Source organism: Staphylococcus muscae, from assembly GCF_003019275.1.
Classification (GTDB): Bacteria; Bacillota; Bacilli; order Staphylococcales; family Staphylococcaceae; genus Staphylococcus; species Staphylococcus muscae.
The window spans coordinates 307,998-324,521 of the sequence record NZ_CP027848.1 but is presented as its reverse complement, the minus strand read 5'-3'; the positions used below and the strand labels follow the sequence as shown (position 1 = coordinate 324,521).

The 16,524-nt window shown below is 38.2% G+C and carries 13 protein-coding genes; 3 read left to right on the top strand and 10 right to left on the bottom strand.

The features are described 5' to 3' along the window. Positions 1–6: 6 nt before the first annotated feature. The 8 genes from pfkA to C7J88_RS01490 all read right to left on the bottom strand — a co-directional run bounded on the left by pfkA (position 7) and on the right by C7J88_RS01490 (position 11,952). Positions 7–978: a 6-phosphofructokinase gene (gene pfkA, locus C7J88_RS01525; protein WP_095116515.1), complete on the bottom strand. Its 972-nt coding sequence runs from the start codon at positions 976–978 to the stop codon at positions 7–9. A gap of 524 nt (positions 979–1,502) precedes the next feature. Continuing rightward, positions 1,503–2,813, bottom strand: coding sequence for an ISL3 family transposase (locus tag C7J88_RS01520; RefSeq protein WP_059108181.1), 1,311 nt, complete (start codon positions 2,811–2,813; stop codon positions 1,503–1,505). A gap of 226 nt (positions 2,814–3,039) precedes the next feature. Continuing rightward, entirely contained in the window at positions 3,040–3,984 is a 945-nt protein-coding gene (locus C7J88_RS01515; protein ID WP_095116513.1) for an acetyl-CoA carboxylase carboxyltransferase subunit alpha, read from the bottom strand. A 2-nt stretch (positions 3,985–3,986) separates the two neighbouring features. Then, the gene (gene accD / locus C7J88_RS01510) at positions 3,987–4,844 is read right to left on the bottom strand and encodes an acetyl-CoA carboxylase, carboxyltransferase subunit beta (RefSeq protein ID WP_095116511.1); all 858 of its coding nucleotides are present in this window, start codon (positions 4,842–4,844) and stop codon (positions 3,987–3,989) included. A 189-nt stretch (positions 4,845–5,033) separates the two neighbouring features. Then, on the bottom strand, positions 5,034–6,272 hold the full coding sequence (gene ystJ / locus C7J88_RS01505) for an NADP-dependent malic enzyme (RefSeq protein ID WP_095116509.1): 1,239 nt from the start codon (positions 6,270–6,272) through the stop codon (positions 5,034–5,036). A gap of 214 nt (positions 6,273–6,486) precedes the next feature. Further along, positions 6,487–9,678, bottom strand: coding sequence for a DNA polymerase III subunit alpha (locus tag C7J88_RS01500; protein ID WP_095116508.1), 3,192 nt, complete (start codon positions 9,676–9,678; stop codon positions 6,487–6,489). Between the two features lie 32 nt (positions 9,679–9,710). Then, entirely contained in the window at positions 9,711–10,646 is a 936-nt protein-coding gene (locus C7J88_RS01495) for a DHH family phosphoesterase (RefSeq protein WP_095116506.1), read from the bottom strand. A gap of 10 nt (positions 10,647–10,656) precedes the next feature. Beyond that, positions 10,657–11,952, bottom strand: a complete 1,296-nt coding sequence (locus C7J88_RS01490; protein WP_095116505.1) for a DRTGG domain-containing protein — start codon at positions 11,950–11,952, stop codon at positions 10,657–10,659. Positions 11,953–12,193: 241 nt separating this feature from the next. On the opposite strand from C7J88_RS01490, the gene C7J88_RS01485 reads away from it, so the two are divergent. Then, entirely contained in the window at positions 12,194–12,607 is a 414-nt protein-coding gene (locus C7J88_RS01485) for a universal stress protein (RefSeq protein WP_095116503.1), read from the top strand. Positions 12,608–12,671: 64 nt separating this feature from the next. Here C7J88_RS01485 and C7J88_RS01480 read toward each other — a convergent pair whose 3' ends face one another. Then, positions 12,672–13,361: a metal-dependent hydrolase gene (locus C7J88_RS01480; RefSeq protein ID WP_095116502.1), complete on the bottom strand. Its 690-nt coding sequence runs from the start codon at positions 13,359–13,361 to the stop codon at positions 12,672–12,674. A 132-nt stretch (positions 13,362–13,493) separates the two neighbouring features. Between C7J88_RS01480 and C7J88_RS01475 the strand changes: the two genes are divergently transcribed. Then, positions 13,494–14,549, top strand: coding sequence for a M24 family metallopeptidase (locus tag C7J88_RS01475; protein WP_095116500.1), 1,056 nt, complete (start codon positions 13,494–13,496; stop codon positions 14,547–14,549). A gap of 110 nt (positions 14,550–14,659) precedes the next feature. Here C7J88_RS01475 and ald read toward each other — a convergent pair whose 3' ends face one another. Next, positions 14,660–15,775 (bottom strand): alanine dehydrogenase, encoded by a 1,116-nt coding sequence (gene ald, locus C7J88_RS01470; protein ID WP_095116498.1) that lies wholly within the window; start codon positions 15,773–15,775, stop codon positions 14,660–14,662. A gap of 117 nt (positions 15,776–15,892) precedes the next feature. On the opposite strand from ald, the gene C7J88_RS01465 reads away from it, so the two are divergent. Further along, a complete protein-coding gene (locus C7J88_RS01465; RefSeq protein ID WP_095116496.1) occupies positions 15,893–16,396 on the top strand; it encodes a universal stress protein in 504 nt (167 codons plus the stop codon). The last annotated feature ends 128 nt before the right edge of the window (positions 16,397–16,524 follow it).

The following is a 16,524-nucleotide window of genomic DNA, read 5'->3' as shown; positions in this document are numbered from 1 at the left end:
CTAAGTTTATATCGATAATTCTTTTGTCAATTCGAGCATACGTTTATTGATTTCTTTTTTGTTTGCTGGGTTGAAAATTGTATCAAAGTCTGTCGCACACAAGCGATTGTCTGAAATTCCAACACCTTTTGCTGTTTCACCTTGCATCAGTAATTCAACAGCATAGCCGCCTAAGCGAGATGCAAGTACTCGGTCATCACCTGTTGGACTACCACCACGTTGAATATGTCCTAATACAGAGACACGTGCGTCCACATTAATATATTTCGTTAATTCTTTCGCACATGCTTCTCCCGACATGCAGCCTTCTGCAACAATAATTATTGAGTGTTTCTTACCACGATCAATACCTTGTTGAATTTTTTCTGCAATGTCTTTGATATCTATATCTATTTCTGGAATTATAATTGTCTCTGCCCCAACTGCAAGACCTGACCATAACGCTAAGTCTCCGCAGTCACGTCCCATCACTTCAATGATGAATGTACGTGCGTGACTTGATGCTGTATCACGAATACGGTCAACAGAGTCAATGATTGTATTAAGGGCTGTATCGAAGCCAATTGTAAAGTCTGTTCCATTGATATCATTGTCGATTGTACCCGGAATGCCGATTGTTTTAATCTCTGTGCATTCTTCAGTGATACGTTGTGCACCACGATAGCTACCGTCTCCACCAATTACGACAAGACCTTCAATGCCACGTTTCAATAAATTCTGAATTCCTTTTTCGCGTACTGCTTGCTCTTTGAATTCTGGACAGCGTGCTGAATATAAAAATGTTCCCCCACGTTGAATCGTATCCCCAACAGATCCTAATTCAAGTTTATGAATATCATCTGTAATTAATCCTAGATATCCTTGATATACACCATACACTTCAATATCATGATAGATTGCTTTACGTACAACGGCACGAACAGCTGCGTTCATACCTGGTGAATCGCCACCACTTGTTAAAACTGCAATTTTTTTCATATATACATACCCTTTCCTGCTTAATTCTTAAGTTAAAAATAACACAAATCAATTGTGCATTCCATTAATATTCTAGCGCCAAAAAAATGAAAACGGTTTAAAATGATAATTTCATAATTTTGACACCAAACTTGTTATGGTAGCTAATTTTTCTTCTTTACAAGCAATGAGGAATTGAAACTTTTTACACAATTAAAGTTATTTAAAAAGGATGTCCATCTTTTGTGGTGGGCAGATAATTAAAAGTAACTAATTTTATATTTAACTTAATCATAACACGTAGTAATCACTACATTCATTTAAGCGTACAGTTATTCATTAATTGTACGCTTTTTGAGTACTATCATTTCTTTAATACTCACTTGCCAAGGCGCCTCACTTCAACTAATTTTGGCTTTATTGAATAAGTGAAGCCAAAATGGATTTTCAGTTCGGCTTGTTGCCTTAGGCGTCTCGTATTAGAAATGATTTTACACCATACAGTTATATGAGCGTTTGTGACATGTTAAGTTACGAGGTAATCTTTATGCAACACAGCTTAATAGCTCTTGCTTTTTAGAACGTTGATACAGCTTAAAAATGATGAGTATTCTCGCTTTAAAGTTATTAAAGTTGCGATAGCCATATGATACACGTTTAATAAGCTTAATTTTATTATTGATACCTTCAATCGCTCCATTGTTAAACTTCGGGTACTTGATTGTTGAGTAAAGGACATACTCGTATTTCTTATAGAATCGAATGATACGCCAAACACCACGTGATACATGCTTCTTTTCGACACCCATTAAAGTTTCTTTGAAACGTAACCAGTCACATTGTTTCAATGCTTCACGAAGTTGATGAACTAACATATAAGTGTCATAGAGCTGCTGATCAAGACTTAGTAGATATGTTAAAACATCTCTTGATGTTGTGTACGTTTTGAAAGACTTCGACCAAAAGTATTCATAACTATTAATATCCTGCCTGTCAGAAAGAAAGAGTTTCCAGTGCTTTTTCATTTTCGTGTAATCTGTTGATGATCGATAGCGATAAGCATTCATTACAGAAATACGTTGCTTATTTAATTCACGATTAAGGTGCTGAACAATGTGAAAGCGATCAAAGATCAAAATCGCATTTGGAAATACTTCATGAATGAAGTTGATGTATGGTTCATACATATCAGCAGTTACAGTTTTAACAGCTAATCGTTCACGTCGATCAAAGCGATAGAAGTACTCTTTGAGTTTATGAATACGTCTATCTTCTAAGATATCAATAATCTGATTCGTTTCATTATCTATAAACAAAAAACTCATCGCTGTTGTCACGTTCTTAACGCTTTTAAACTCATCTATGGAGATATGTTTTGGCAATCCAGATGAAGGTTTGACTATTAATGATTGTGAGAGTTGATGAATACATCTTTTAACTGTACTCGGTGAAACACTACAATCATGAGCGATATCTATCTCACACTGTACACGTGTGAGTTTATCCTGAATCGCTAATTTCACACGGTTGGTAATAAAGCAGTTACTATCAACAATGTTTGTTTGAGCCGTAAAAGTCTTTAAACAATGTAGACACTTAAAGCGTTCTTTCGCTAAATTAAGATAAACATTGGATTCTTGAGATTTTAATAGTGTTAAACGCGAAACGCGTTTACCATGCTTATGGATTTGCCCATCATTGACACAACCACACTTCATACAAGCTTTGGGTGTATAAGAAAGTGTTCCATAAACAACCGTAGAAAGCCGACCACGCACTTCTACATCTTCTTCCACCTTAAGAACTTGAATATTTTCATCTTTTATTTTTAGTAGTTTTAATATATCATTACACATAGGCGCATCATGTCTCCTCTTTATTTTTTTGTTTAGTCACTTAAAATTATAGAGGCGTGAGCGCTTTTTTTGTATACAAATGATTTAAAACATAAAAAAGGCGGGATAGCATTTCATGCCATCCCACCACAAAAGATTAAGACCCTTTAAAAATATGGACTTGTGATATGTTTATTAAAAAAAACAGCTATTATGCTATTTTAACACAATAACTGTTATCATTTTACTATTCAATAAATGTCCCGATATTTCTATACTTTTGATATCTGTCTTCTCGTATATCGTTCGGTGCCATATGTTGAAAATCTTCTAGTTGCTTTGTCAAAGTTTTTTTAATACGGCTCGCTTGCATATGCACGTCATGATGCGCCCCACCTAATGGTTCTTTAATGACATCATCTGCTACATTCAACTCAAGTAAATCATAAGCTGTAATTCTCATTGTTTCAGCTGCAATTTTAGCGAGACTACTATCTTTCCATAATATGCCAGCAGCACCTTCTGGAGAAATAACTGAATACGTACTATTTTCAAGCATTAGTAAGCGATTGGCAACACCAAGTCCAAGTGCACCTCCGCTACCACCTTCACCAATAACAATTGCAATGACTGGAACAGTTAAGGATGCCATTTCGACTAAGTTTCTCGCAATAGATTCACTTTGTCCACGTTCTTCTGCAGCTTTACCCGGATAGGCTCCTTTCGTATCAATAAACGTTATGATTGGGCGTTGAAATTTCTCTGCTTGCTTCATCAATCTTAATGCTTTACGATACCCTTCCGGATGTGCCATACCAAAGTTACGATATATGTTATCTTTTGTATCTTTACCACGCTGCTGACCTATGACAGTTACAGGCTTGCCATCGAAATATGCCAATCCACCAATCATTGATGGATCATCTCTAAAACTCCGATCTCCATGTAATTCGATAAAGTCATCAAATATGTACGGTATGTAATCAAGAACAGTCGGTCGTTCAGGTAAGCGTGCAAGTTGAACACGATCCCATGACTTCAATGATGTGTAAACTTTCTCTTTTTCATTTTCAAGAGCCGCTTGTAACATCTCAATTTCGTCTGTCAAATCAACATCATTTTTACTTTGTGTTTCTTCTAAAGATTGAATTTTCTTCTTAATTGCTTCTATCGATTTTTCAAATTCTAACATATTTATTTCACCTCACGATGCATTTCAAACAGTGTTGCGAGTGTCTCTCTCATCTCACTGCGGTGTACCACTTTGTCCAATTGGCCATGTGCTAATAAGAACTCTGCTGTCTGAAAATCATCGGGTAACTTTTCGTTAATAGTTTGTTCAATGACACGACGCCCTGCAAAGCCAATCAACGCTTTTGGTTCAGCAAGATTGATATCTCCAACAGAAGCAAAGCTTGCTGAAACACCACCGGTTGTCGGATGCGTCATATATGAAATGAACAATTGACCTGCTTCAGAATGTCGCTCTAGTGAAACAGAAGTTTTTGCCATCTGCATCAATGAAATGATACCTTCTTGCATGCGGGCACCACCAGATGCTGTAAACAATACGAATGGCAGGCGATGTTCTGTACAGTGATCGACAATACGACAAATTTTTTCACCAACGACGGATCCCATACTCCCCATACGAAATCTTGGATCCATCACGCCGACTCCGAATGGGATACCGTTCAACTTAGCAACACCTGTGACAATAGCTTCGTTTAGGTTTGTTTTCTTCTGATCTTTTTCTACTTTCTCTTCATACCCTGGAAAGTTTAATGGGTTTGCAGAGGTCATACCTTGGTCAAACTCTTCAAAACTACCTTCATCCACTAAGGCTTCGATACGTCCATATGCTGAGAGTTGGATATGGTGATCACAGTTAAAACAAACATTTAAGTTTTCTGTGAGCTCTTTCGTATACATAATTTTTTTACAGTTAGGACATTTCGTCATAATGCCATCTGGGACATCATTTTGCTTTGAATCTTGAACCGTTACATACTTTTTCTTTTTCGAATTGCGATTAAAAAAGTCTTTAAACATATTATAACCTCCACAAATCGGCGAAGAAGCGCTAGGTCTGTATGCAGCCATCACATCGAGTCTTCGATATATGAAACCTAGCCTTTCACCTTCAGAAAAGGTTGAGACATTATATCGGAAATCGACAAATAGTGCTCAACCTTTATTCTGTTAAATAATTTTTAGGGGGAACTGTACATGCTAGTTAATTTATGCATTCCCTTTTAATTCAGAAAGTTCAATTGTTTTGCGATAGACATCTTCTGGGTCTACTTCAATTCGTGCCACACCAGATTCCATCGCTGCTCGTGCCACTTCTCGTGCAACAGAAGGTGCAACACGATAATCAAACGGCTCAGGAATAACATAATCTGAATGACGCTCATCTTCTGCAATCAAGTTGGCAATTGCTTCAACAGCAGCTTGCTTCATATCTTCATTGATATGTGTAGCGCGAACATCTAATGCACCACGGAAAATTCCCGGAAACGCCAATACGTTATTGATTTGGTTCGGGAAGTCCGAACGTCCTGTTCCAATCACTTTTGCACCCGCAGCTTTTGCTTTATCAGGTGTAATCTCTGGATTAGGGTTTGCCATCGCAAAAATGATTGGATCGTCTGCCATAGACTTCACCATTTCTTCGCTCAATGCATTCGCAACAGACACACCAACAAACACATCAGCATCTTTAATCACATCGACTAACTTACCTTCAACTTTGTCCTTATTCGTCCATTTTGCTACTGTTTCTTTCGTAGGGTTCATACCATGTGGACGACCTTCGTAAATGGCACCTTGTGAGTCACACATAATCATGTTTCGCACGCCGTATGAATACAATAACTTAACAATTGCAATACCTGCTGCGCCAGCACCGTTAAGTACCACTCGAATATCTGACAATTCTTTGCCTACGATGCGCAATGCATTGATAAGACCTGCCATCGTCACAATGGCTGTTCCGTGTTGATCGTCATGAAAAACAGGTATCTTCGTCTCTTTTTTGAGTCGCTCTTCTATTTCGAAACAGCGTGGCGCTGAGATATCTTCAAGATTGACACCACCGAAGTTTGGCTCGAGAAGTTTGACTGTTCGAATGATTTCTTCTGTATCAGTTGTTGCAAGTGAGAGCGGAATTCCATCTACACCTGAGAAACTCTTAAATAATACAGCCTTCCCTTCCATCACAGGAATACTTGCTTCAGGTCCAATATTGCCTAGGCCGAGTACAGCTGTTCCATCTGAAATAACTGCAACTGTATTACTTTTCATTGTATAATCGTAAACTTTATTTGGACTTTCATGTATATCCTTACAAGGCTCTGCAACACCGGGTGAATAAGCCAAGCTCAATTCTTGCTTGTTTGTTACCTTCACTTTAGGGCTTACAGCAAGCTTACCATGATTTTCTAAATGCATTTGTAGTGCATCATCTCTTAAAGACATCTCTGATCATCTCCATTTTACTTATGATTGGGGTAAACTATTTTGATTCAAAACACCTGCGCAAAATCGCTAGAGTGCATTTTTTGTAAATCATCATCTTACTATATCATAGTTCTAACAATATCTTCTACAAACAGGACAAGCGAATAAAGCGTTTCCATTCTTTCTTAACTTTCAAATTAAAATTACTCAAGATAACGCAATATCTTTTACATTATAATAAACGGATATCGTTTGGTTCAAATAATTGTATAAATGATTCTAAACGATCGTGTTGATTATCGATAACGCCGATTTGTGTCATCCGATTTGATTGTTCATCAAAATATGAGACAGGAATACTTGTACGACTTGTCGCTGTTAAATAACGATTTGTTACCTCATCGGAAAGTTCTTTTCGTATGACAATTTGTTGAATATGTTTTAATTTTTCTACTTCAAATGTATTTAATGGCACAAGTTGGTTAATGATGATTTGACGTTGTCCTTGACGCCATTCAAACTTACCATGAATGACATAAGGGGCTTGTGGCTCCAATTTAAAAGATAGTTGTTGGAATACAGATGGAAACACAACGCCTTCTATCGTTTGTTGACCGTCATTTAATGTTAAAAAGGCCATTTGTTGCCCTTTCGACTTTGTTCGAATCACTCTTGAACGTTCTATTGTAACGAGAATGGGTTGATTCAGCGCTTGCTTATGAATGCGGTGAATACCTAAATATTGCTTTTTCAAAAATAATTTTTCAATTGGATGTAGTGACACATAAAACCCCAAATATTCTTTCTCATATGCGCTAAGCTGTTCATCAGGCATTTCATCGGTATCGTGATATTCTTTTTTCACCGTCGCAAAATGCTCAATAAGTGACTGATCTACTTCAGAACTCGTATCAGCAATCAGGTCAATCGACTGTAATAAAGTAGCACGATTTTTACCGAAACAATCGAGCGCCCCAGCAAAAATCAACGCTTCTAACAAACGTCTCGTACGAATGCGATTAGGTATGCGATCACAAAAATCAAAAAAGTCTTTGAACTGACCGTTTTCGATGCGTTCACTGATGATTGCTTGCACACTGTGATACCCAACCCCTTTGATGGCACCGAGCGAGATATACATCCCTTCTCGTGTCGCAACATAGCGCCATTGACTGTGATTGATGTTAGGCGCATGAATCTTTATTTGATGTTGTTTAGCTTCTTGTATAAATTGCGCCGTTTTATCTTCATTATTGATAACATTCGTTAAAATGTTTGCATAAAAATAAGGGGCAAAGTGCACTTTAAGGTATGACATGATATAAGCTATCTTAGAGTAACTTACTGCGTGGGCACGTGGAAAACCGTAGTTGGCAAATTTGAGTATCAAATCAAATATTTGTCCACTAAGCGCATTGTCGTAACCCTTCTTTGCTGCACCATCAATGAAGTGTTGTCGTTCACTCTCAAGAATAGATCGATTCTTTTTACTCATCGCACGTCTTAATATGTCCGCTTCACCATAACTAAATCCAGCGAATTGACTGGCTATCTGCATGATTTGTTCCTGATAAATAATAACGCCATATGTACGGGACAAGATAGGTGCCAAGTCTGGATGAAGGTACTGCACTTGTTGTGGATCATGACGACGTGTAATATACGTTGGAATTTCATCCATTGGACCGGGACGATAAAGCGAAGTCACCGCAACAATATCTTCAAAATGCTCAGGTTGCAGTCGCTTTAACACATCTCTAACACCTTGTGACTCCAACTGGAAAATACCAGTTGTTTCACCTTTTGAGAGCATCGCAAAAACATCCTTATCATCAAATGGAATCTGTTCAATATCAATATGAATATCTCTATCCCGTGAAACTTGCTTAATAATTTGATGAATAATCGTTAAATTTTTCAATCCTAAAAAGTCAATTTTCAACAAGCCAATTTGTTCCGCTTCCGTCATCGTCCATTGGGTTAATAATCCTGTATCCCCTTCAGTTAAAGGAACCGACTCGTATAATGGTCTATCGTTGACGATGACACCTGCGGCATGCGTTGACGTATTACGTGGTAAACTTTCTAGCTGGCAACAAAGCTCGTACCATTTTTCGTGTAGATGATTGCGTTTTACAAATGTTTGAAAAGGCTCGAAATGATATGCTTCTTTTAATGTTTGTTGTCCACTCATAGAGATAAGTTTTGAAGCTTCACTCAACGTTGGTTCGTCAAAACCGATAACACGTCCAACATCACGTGCAACAGCTTTTGCTAATAAATGACCGAAAGTAATAATACCTGACACACGAAATTCCCCGTATTTTTCTTGGACGTAACGAATAACTTTTTCACGTTGTGTGTCTTCAAAATCGATATCAATATCCGGCATTGTTACTCGTTCAGGATTTAAAAAACGCTCAAATAGCAAGTCATAACGCAACGGGTCAATCGTCGTGATATTTAATAAATAGCTGACTAATGATCCCGCTGACGAACCACGACCAGGACCGACGAGAATTCCGTTATCCTTCGCATACCCAATGAGATCACTTACAATAAGAAAGTAATCCGCATAACCCATTCTCGTAATGACATCGAACTCATAATCCAGTCGTTCTTGATAATCTTTTGTCTGCAATTGTCGTTCTGCTAATGCTGTCGTGAGTTTTTGCCACAGATATTCATTTGCCGTTTCACCGTTTGGCGTTTGAAACTCTGGTAACAACGATTGATGGTATTGTATGTGCGCATCACAAAGCGCTGCAATATCATCCGTACTTGACAATAAAGCTTCTTGAACCTGATGCTCTTTTAACGTTTCTACGTCAATAATATGTGTTGCAGGTTCATGCTGTTGTTCAATCAAGTTGACTTTCGTATTGTCACGTATTGCTGCCAATGTTTTAAGCGCTTCTCGATCTTCTAGATATGCACAATAAGCAGGCCGAGCCCACACTTTAGGATAAGCTTCATAGGATGATGATGTTTCATCAACATATATAGTCGTAGAGTTTGGCAAATGTGTTAGCCAATCGATTGTGTCATCATGCATATTTTTAAAAATGATAACCGTATCTTCAACATAACTTGGCAAATCAGCAATATCTACTTCTGCTTGATGCTGCACTTTGATATCAGTAGAGAGTTTGAACAATCGTTGTAAACCATCGTTATTTTTGGCAATAATGATTGTTTCGCGTTGTGTCAAATGATCGGTGACATGGATTGTCATACCAAGCAATGCTTTTATCCCTGCTTCTTGGCACACATTGTAAAACTGAGGAATGCCATACATAACATTTAAATCAGTTAATGCGACTGCTGAATACCCAGCCGCTTTTGCTCTTTCAACCGCACTTTTCACCGTCAACGTCGAATTCAACAAGTCATATGCCGAATGAATATTCAAATGTGCAACCATTTTTACTCACCTCTTTCTAACTTTTATACAGCCTATTGTGCTTTTGCGCGCAATTGCGTTGCCAACTGTTCAAATGCATCCCAGTCACCCACAGAAACACCAGATGCATTCGGATGACCCCCACCGCCAAAATCAGCAGCAACATCATTTATAACGATACCTTTAGATCGAATACGACAGCGAATCTCTGAACCTTCATCAACCGCAAATACCCAAACTTTCAAACCTTTCAAATCAGCGATGGTATTCACAAATAAAGACGCTTCTGATGCACTCACGTTATATGTTGCCAAGACATCTTTCGTTATCTTCACATAACAAAAACCATTATCTTCTAACACAAAATTTTGCAGTACATATCCTTGAAATGGCATGAGGTGTGGATCTTTCTCACCGAGTTGATTTAATAGCGCTGTATGTTCAATGTCGTATGTTAATAATGCACTGGCAATTGCCAGTGTTCTTGGTGTTGTATTATTGAATAAAAAGCGTCCTGTATCTCCGACGATACCGAGATATAGCGCTGATGCAATTGACGCATTCATCTGTGACAAACCATCGACTGCTTCAATCATTTGGTAAATAATCTCACTTGTTGATGATGCATCAGTATCGACATAGTTAATCTCCGCATATTGATCAACGGGTGGATGGTGATCAATTTTGATTAATACTTGTCCTTTGTTAAAACGTTCATCGTCAACACGAGGAGCGTTTGCCGTGTCACACACAATGACAAGTGCATCTTGATACGTTTGATCATCAACTTGATTGAGTGTTCCCATAAATGCTAATGAGGGTTCCATCTCACCAACCGCAAAGATTTGTTTTTCCGGATATCTCGCTTGTAAAAACCGTTTCAAGCCAAATTGCGAACCAAATGCATCCGGGTCTGGACGTACGTGTCGATGAATGATAATTGTTTCATATGATTCAACTTTCGAGATAATTTGTTCAAAGGTATTCATTTTTATCCTCCTAGTGGTCTAGTAATTGGCACATAATCAAAGCTTTCGCAACGGGCGCTTGATTACTTTCCATCGTCACTTCTACTTTTGCGAAGTTACGTCCCATGTCTAAAATTTGATATTGTACTTCTATTTCATTTTCTATTTGAACGGTTTTGATATAAAAGATATTTAAACTTTCAATCATAACCTCTACTTTTTTATTTTTTCTCATGACAGATCGTATCGTTTCTTCAATAATTGCAACAGATACAGATTTGCTTAAAGTCCCAAACTGATTGGACAGTTGTGGCGTAATTTCAACAAAAATTTGATGGTTTCTAATCTCGATATGCTTTGCCACTTGATCATTGATTGTTTCGCCTACTTGTGGTTGTCTACCAACGACTTGCATTGCTTTTAGCACATCTTCTCGTGAAATCACACCGAGTAGTTCACGGTCGACTCCTGTAACCGGAAGTAACTCTATCCCTTCCCAGATCATGAGATGTGCACAACTTGCGACAGTTGTATGTAACTGCACGCTAATCGCTGGCTTCGTCATTACTTGTGAGATCATCTCACCCGCATCACGATTAATAATGTCTTTACTCGTAATCAACCCGGTTAAGCGCACTTGTGTGTCCACAACAGGAAATCGAGAATGCCCCGATTCACTCGACTTATTGCGTACATCATGCACGGTTAAAGTTTCCATCAAATAAGACGTCTCTTCAATTGGAATGACGATATCTTCCACGACTAAAATTTCTTTCTTGATCATTTTATTGTACATCGCACGGTTGATCATATTCGCAACCATAAACGTATCATAATTTGATGAAATAATTGGAAGTTCTTTTTCGTCAGCCATTCGTTTAATTTCACTCGTTGTGTCAAAGCCACCTGTAATTAAAACAGCACTTCCTTTCTCTAATGCTGCTTTTTGTACGTCTACTCTGTTCCCAACAATTAATAACGTATTTTTTGATACATAATGGACTACATTGTTCACTTCCATGGCACCTATCGCAAACTTCGTCAATGTTTTAAATTGTCCGGAACGCCCACCGATAAAGTGTCCATCTATAATTTTCGCAATCTCTCCAAACGTGAGATTGTCCATATGTTGTCGTGCTTTTCGTTCGATGCGGACAGTCCCGACACGATCAATCGTTGCGACTAGTCCACGTTGACCTGCATCCTTGATTGCTCGATAAGCTGTCCCTTCAGAAACATCTAAATATTTCGCTATTTTACGCACAGAGATTTTTTGACCAACCGTCAAGTTCTCAATGTGCTTGATAATTTGTTCATGCTTTGTCATTAAATCATTCACACCTTTTCATATTGCACGCAATCGAACAGAACACTCATTAAGATGTTGCGACGCCCCAAAATAATTTTAAAACAACCATTGTACATACCTTATCTATTATAACTTTTTTCGTCATCTTTTTGCACGTTTATACGTCTTAACTAAAATACAGATTCTCACAGAAATTCCTTTGAATGCATGGCAATTTAATAGGATATTGTTTACACTAGTGTTAGGGAGGTTGATTGAGATGCATAAAAATATACTACTCGCAGTCGACACAGATTTGAAAAATGCCAAAGCACTACAAGAAGTTGTAAAACTTTCAGGAGAAGGAACAACAGTCACATTGTTGAACGTCATCGGCGAACAAGATGCACAAGCATCCGTTAAAATGGGCACACACATCAATGAATTGGAATCCATTCGTCATGAGAAAATGGCACCCACTCGTGAAACATTAGAATCTAACAACATCACATACGAAGAAATCTTAGAGCGTGGCAACCCAAAAGACAAAATCGTCGCATATGCGAATAGTGGAAAATACGACATTGTCGTCTTGAGTAACCGTAAAGCAGAAGACAATAAAAAGTTTGTCTTAGGCAGTGTCAGTCACAAAGTCGCAAAACGTGCGAAGATCCCTGTGCTAATCGTAAAATAACTAACAAAGTGAGCCTATCATGTGGAATGTTTGACAGGCTCACTTTTTCATATTTATACAGTTATTAAAATTGTACTGCTTCACCCGGTTTTAACACTTGAACTTCTCCATGTTTGACAGCTGCCTTAAAGTCTTCTGGATTTTGTTCAATAAGTGGGAATGTATTGAAATGAATCGGTACAGATACTTTCGGTTGAATGAATTCATTAATTGCATAACTTGCATCTTCAATCCCCATCGTAAAATTATCTCCAATTGGAATAAAGCATACATCCACAGGGTGACGGTCTGCAATGAGTTTCATATCGCTAAACAATGCAGTATCACCGGTATGATAAATTGTTTTTCCTTCTAACTCCAAAATAACACCCATCGGCATGCCTAAATAAACAGGTACACCATTGTCATCTAATAAACTTGAACTATGGAAGGCTTGAACAAATTTTAATTTACCAAAATCAAACTGCCATTGTCCCCCAATGTTCATCGGGTGTACATTTTCAATCCCTTTCGCAGTCGATAAATAATTGGCAATTTCAGCTGTTGAAACCACTGTGGCGCCCGTTCTTTTCGCTAGTGATAATGTATCACCGAAATGATCTTCGTGACCATGCGTTAAAATGATATAATCCACTTCTAATGTATCAGCGTTAAGGTCACTTAAATCATTTCCTGTAATAAACGGATCAATAATCCCCTTTTTCCCATTCGCTTCGAAATAAACTGTTGATTGTCCATGAAAAGATAATTTCATTGTGTCATCCTCCTTTTATTCTACTCAATGTAACTATACCACGTGTTCAGTACGAATACACATCGTTCCCTGTTTGAATTTTAAGAATAAGTCGCTTACAATTAAGAATGACAGAGACGAAGGAGGATTACCATGACAAAAATTGAACAACTCACAAAAACACTCCAAGAACAACAAGCAGATGCTGCATGGGTATCAGACCCTATCAACATCTTCTATCTTACAGGTTTTAAGAGTGAACCACATGAACGCCTATTCGCATTACTCGTAACAAAAGATGGTATACAAACACTATTCGTGCCACAACTCGATGTTGAAGAAGTAAAAGCATCTCCATATGAAGGAAACATCATCGGCTATCTCGATACAGAGAACCCTTACGCAAAACATTCAGCAAAATATCCGAAAATGCTCATTGAAGAAACACATCTAACCGTTAAACGTGCACGAGAATTAGAAGCTGAATTCGGCGTTCAATCGTTCGAAGCACTAGATCTTACATTAAAGACGTTGCGCAATATCAAGACAGATGCAGAAGTTAATGCAATGCGTCATGCAGCTAAACTTGCTGATAAATGTGTAGAAATCGGAGTGGCATACTTGAAACCAGGCGTCACTGAACGTGAAGTCGTCAACCACATTGAAAATGAAATTAAAAAGCACGGTGTGAGTGAGATGAGTTTTGATACGATGGTTCTATTTGGTGATCATGCTGCTGCACCACATGGTACGCCGGGTGACAGAACATTACAAAACGATGAATATGTATTATTCGACTTAGGTGTTATTTACGACCACTACTGCAGCGACATTACTCGTACCATTGCATTTGGTCAACCAAGTGATGAAGCAAATCATATCTACAATATCGTAAAAGAAGCTGAACAGGCTGCCATCGATGCCATCAAACCAGGTGTTACTATTCGCACACTTGATGAGATTGCACGCGGTGTCATTGAAAAAGCAGGATACGGTGAATATTTCCCACATCGCTTAGGACATGGTTTAGGTCTTGAAGCACATGAATATCAAGATGTGTCAAATACAAACGATAACCTTTTAGAAGCTGGAATGGTTATCACAATTGAACCAGGCATTTACGTGCCAAACGTAGCAGGTGTTCGTATTGAAGACGATATTCTTGTAACTGCTGATGGTTATGAAAGCTTGTCACATTATCCTAAATAAATTTGTCATATGAAGCGGGGACACTCCCAACATATGAGTTTATTAGGTTCCAATATTGGTTATACAAAAAAGTCCCGCAACTATTTCAAGTTGTAGGACTTTTATTGTTATTATGATAAAACGTCAGTCACTGGCGTGTATTCACGATTGAATGCTTCAGCAACTGCTTTGTTTGTTACTAAGCCGTTAAATGTGTTCAAGCCATGTGATAATGGTTCATTATCAAGTAATGCTTGCTTGTAACCTTTATTAGCAAGTTGCAATGCGTATGGTAATGTCGCATTGTTCAAGCCGATTGTAGAAGTACGTGGCACCGCACCTGGCATGTTCGCAACTGCATAGTGAACCACACCGTGTTTAATATAAGTTGGGTCATCATGAGTTGTGATTTTATCTGTTGTTTCGAAAATACCACCTTGGTCAATTGCGATATCAACAATTACTGAACCTGGTCTCATCTGTTTAATCATATCTTCAGAAACAAGTGTTGGCGCTTTAGCACCTGGAATTAATACGGCACCGATTACAAGATCACTTTGCTTCACATTTTCTTCAATGTTTAATGGATTTGACATAATTGTATGTACGCGTCCATCGAATAAATCTTCTAACTCTTGTAGGCGTTTTGCATTAACATCAAGAATTGTAACATCTGCCCCAAGACCGAGAGCAATCTTCGCCGCATTCGTGCCTGCTTGACCGCCACCGATAATTGTTACTTTTCCTTTTGGAACGCCTGGAATACCAGCTAATAAGATTCCCATACCACCGTTTAATCTTTGTAAGAATTGCGCACCGATTTGTGCAGACATACGCCCTGCCACTTCACTCATCGGTGTTAATAATGGTAATGAACGATCTGGTAATTGAACTGTTTCATACGCAATTGAGATCACTTTTTTCTCAACTAACGCTTCAGTCAATTCCGGTTCATTTGCTAGATGTAAATATGTGAATAACACAAGACCTTCTCTAAAGAAACCGTACTCTTCTTCTAAAGGTTCTTTAACTTTAACTACCATATCTACGTCCCATGCTTCTGCAGCAGTGTCCACAATTTGCGCACCTACTTCGATGTAATGTTTATCTTCAAAGTAAGACCCCTCACCAGCGCTCTTTTCCACAAGAACTGTGTGACCTGCTTCAACTAGGGCGTGTACCCCACTCGGTGATAAACTCACACGGTTTTCATTATTCTTTATCTCCTTAGGAATTCCAATTTTCATACTCCTACACCTCCAACTCAATAATACTCCATACTTCGTTGTAAGCGCAATCATAATGATCCCATTTTCCATGAATTTATGATATAATAATGGTGAAAAAGGAAAGGGGTTTTTGCTATGCTAATGTATAAAAACATTTTAATCGCAGTCGATGGTTCTCATGAAGCAGAGTGGGCATTCAACAAAGCCGTTGCAGTTGCAAAACGTAACAACGCCAAACTGACTATCATCAATGTCATCGATTCAAGAACTTACACATCTTTTGAAGTATATGATTCTCACTTCACAGAAAAATCAAGAACATTCGCTGAGAAATTATTAGACGGATACAAAAAAGTAGCAATCGACGAAGGTGTCGTTGATGTTGAAACTCGCTTAGAGTTCGGCTCACCTAAGTCTTTAATCCCTAAAATGGCAAGCGAAGAACAACTTGATGTCGACCTTATCATGTGTGGTACATCTGGTCTAAATGCTGTGGAACGCTTCATCGTAGGCTCTGTATCAGAAGCAATTGTTCGCCATGCAACTTGTGACGTTCTCGTTGTACGTACTGAACAAATCCCAGAAAACTTTGAACCAAAAGTTGCAACAGATGATTTTTTAAAGGACTTCAACATTTAATTGGAGAAAACCAACTCGCTCAATTTTGAGCGGTTGGTTTTTTAGGTTGTTAAAGTTGATTATACCAATCTCATATGTTAAATTAACATTATAAAAGGGGCATGCGTCTACATGCCCCACTGAGCCTG

Excerpts from the sequence above, each read along its gene's own strand:
- pfkA (WP_095116515.1), bottom strand. The coding sequence starts at position 978 with ATGAAAAAAATTGCAGTTTTAACAAGTGGTGGCGATTCACCAGGTATG.
- C7J88_RS01520 (WP_059108181.1), bottom strand. The coding sequence starts at position 2,813 with ATGTGTAATGATATATTAAAACTACTAAAAATAAAAGATGAAAATATT.
- C7J88_RS01515 (WP_095116513.1), bottom strand. The coding sequence starts at position 3,984 with ATGTTAGAATTTGAAAAATCGATAGAAGCAATTAAGAAGAAAATTCAA.
- accD (WP_095116511.1), bottom strand. The coding sequence starts at position 4,844 with ATGTTTAAAGACTTTTTTAATCGCAATTCGAAAAAGAAAAAGTATGTA.
- ystJ (WP_095116509.1), bottom strand. The coding sequence starts at position 6,272 with ATGTCTTTAAGAGATGATGCACTACAAATGCATTTAGAAAATCATGGT.
- C7J88_RS01500 (WP_095116508.1), bottom strand. The coding sequence starts at position 9,678 with ATGGTTGCACATTTGAATATTCATTCGGCATATGACTTGTTGAATTCG.
- C7J88_RS01495 (WP_095116506.1), bottom strand. The coding sequence starts at position 10,646 with ATGAATACCTTTGAACAAATTATCTCGAAAGTTGAATCATATGAAACA.
- C7J88_RS01490 (WP_095116505.1), bottom strand. The coding sequence starts at position 11,952 with ATGACAAAGCATGAACAAATTATCAAGCACATTGAGAACTTGACGGTT.
- C7J88_RS01485 (WP_095116503.1), top strand. The coding sequence starts at position 12,194 with ATGCATAAAAATATACTACTCGCAGTCGACACAGATTTGAAAAATGCC.
- C7J88_RS01480 (WP_095116502.1), bottom strand. The coding sequence starts at position 13,361 with ATGAAATTATCTTTTCATGGACAATCAACAGTTTATTTCGAAGCGAAT.
- C7J88_RS01475 (WP_095116500.1), top strand. The coding sequence starts at position 13,494 with ATGACAAAAATTGAACAACTCACAAAAACACTCCAAGAACAACAAGCA.
- ald (WP_095116498.1), bottom strand. The coding sequence starts at position 15,775 with ATGAAAATTGGAATTCCTAAGGAGATAAAGAATAATGAAAACCGTGTG.
- C7J88_RS01465 (WP_095116496.1), top strand. The coding sequence starts at position 15,893 with ATGCTAATGTATAAAAACATTTTAATCGCAGTCGATGGTTCTCATGAA.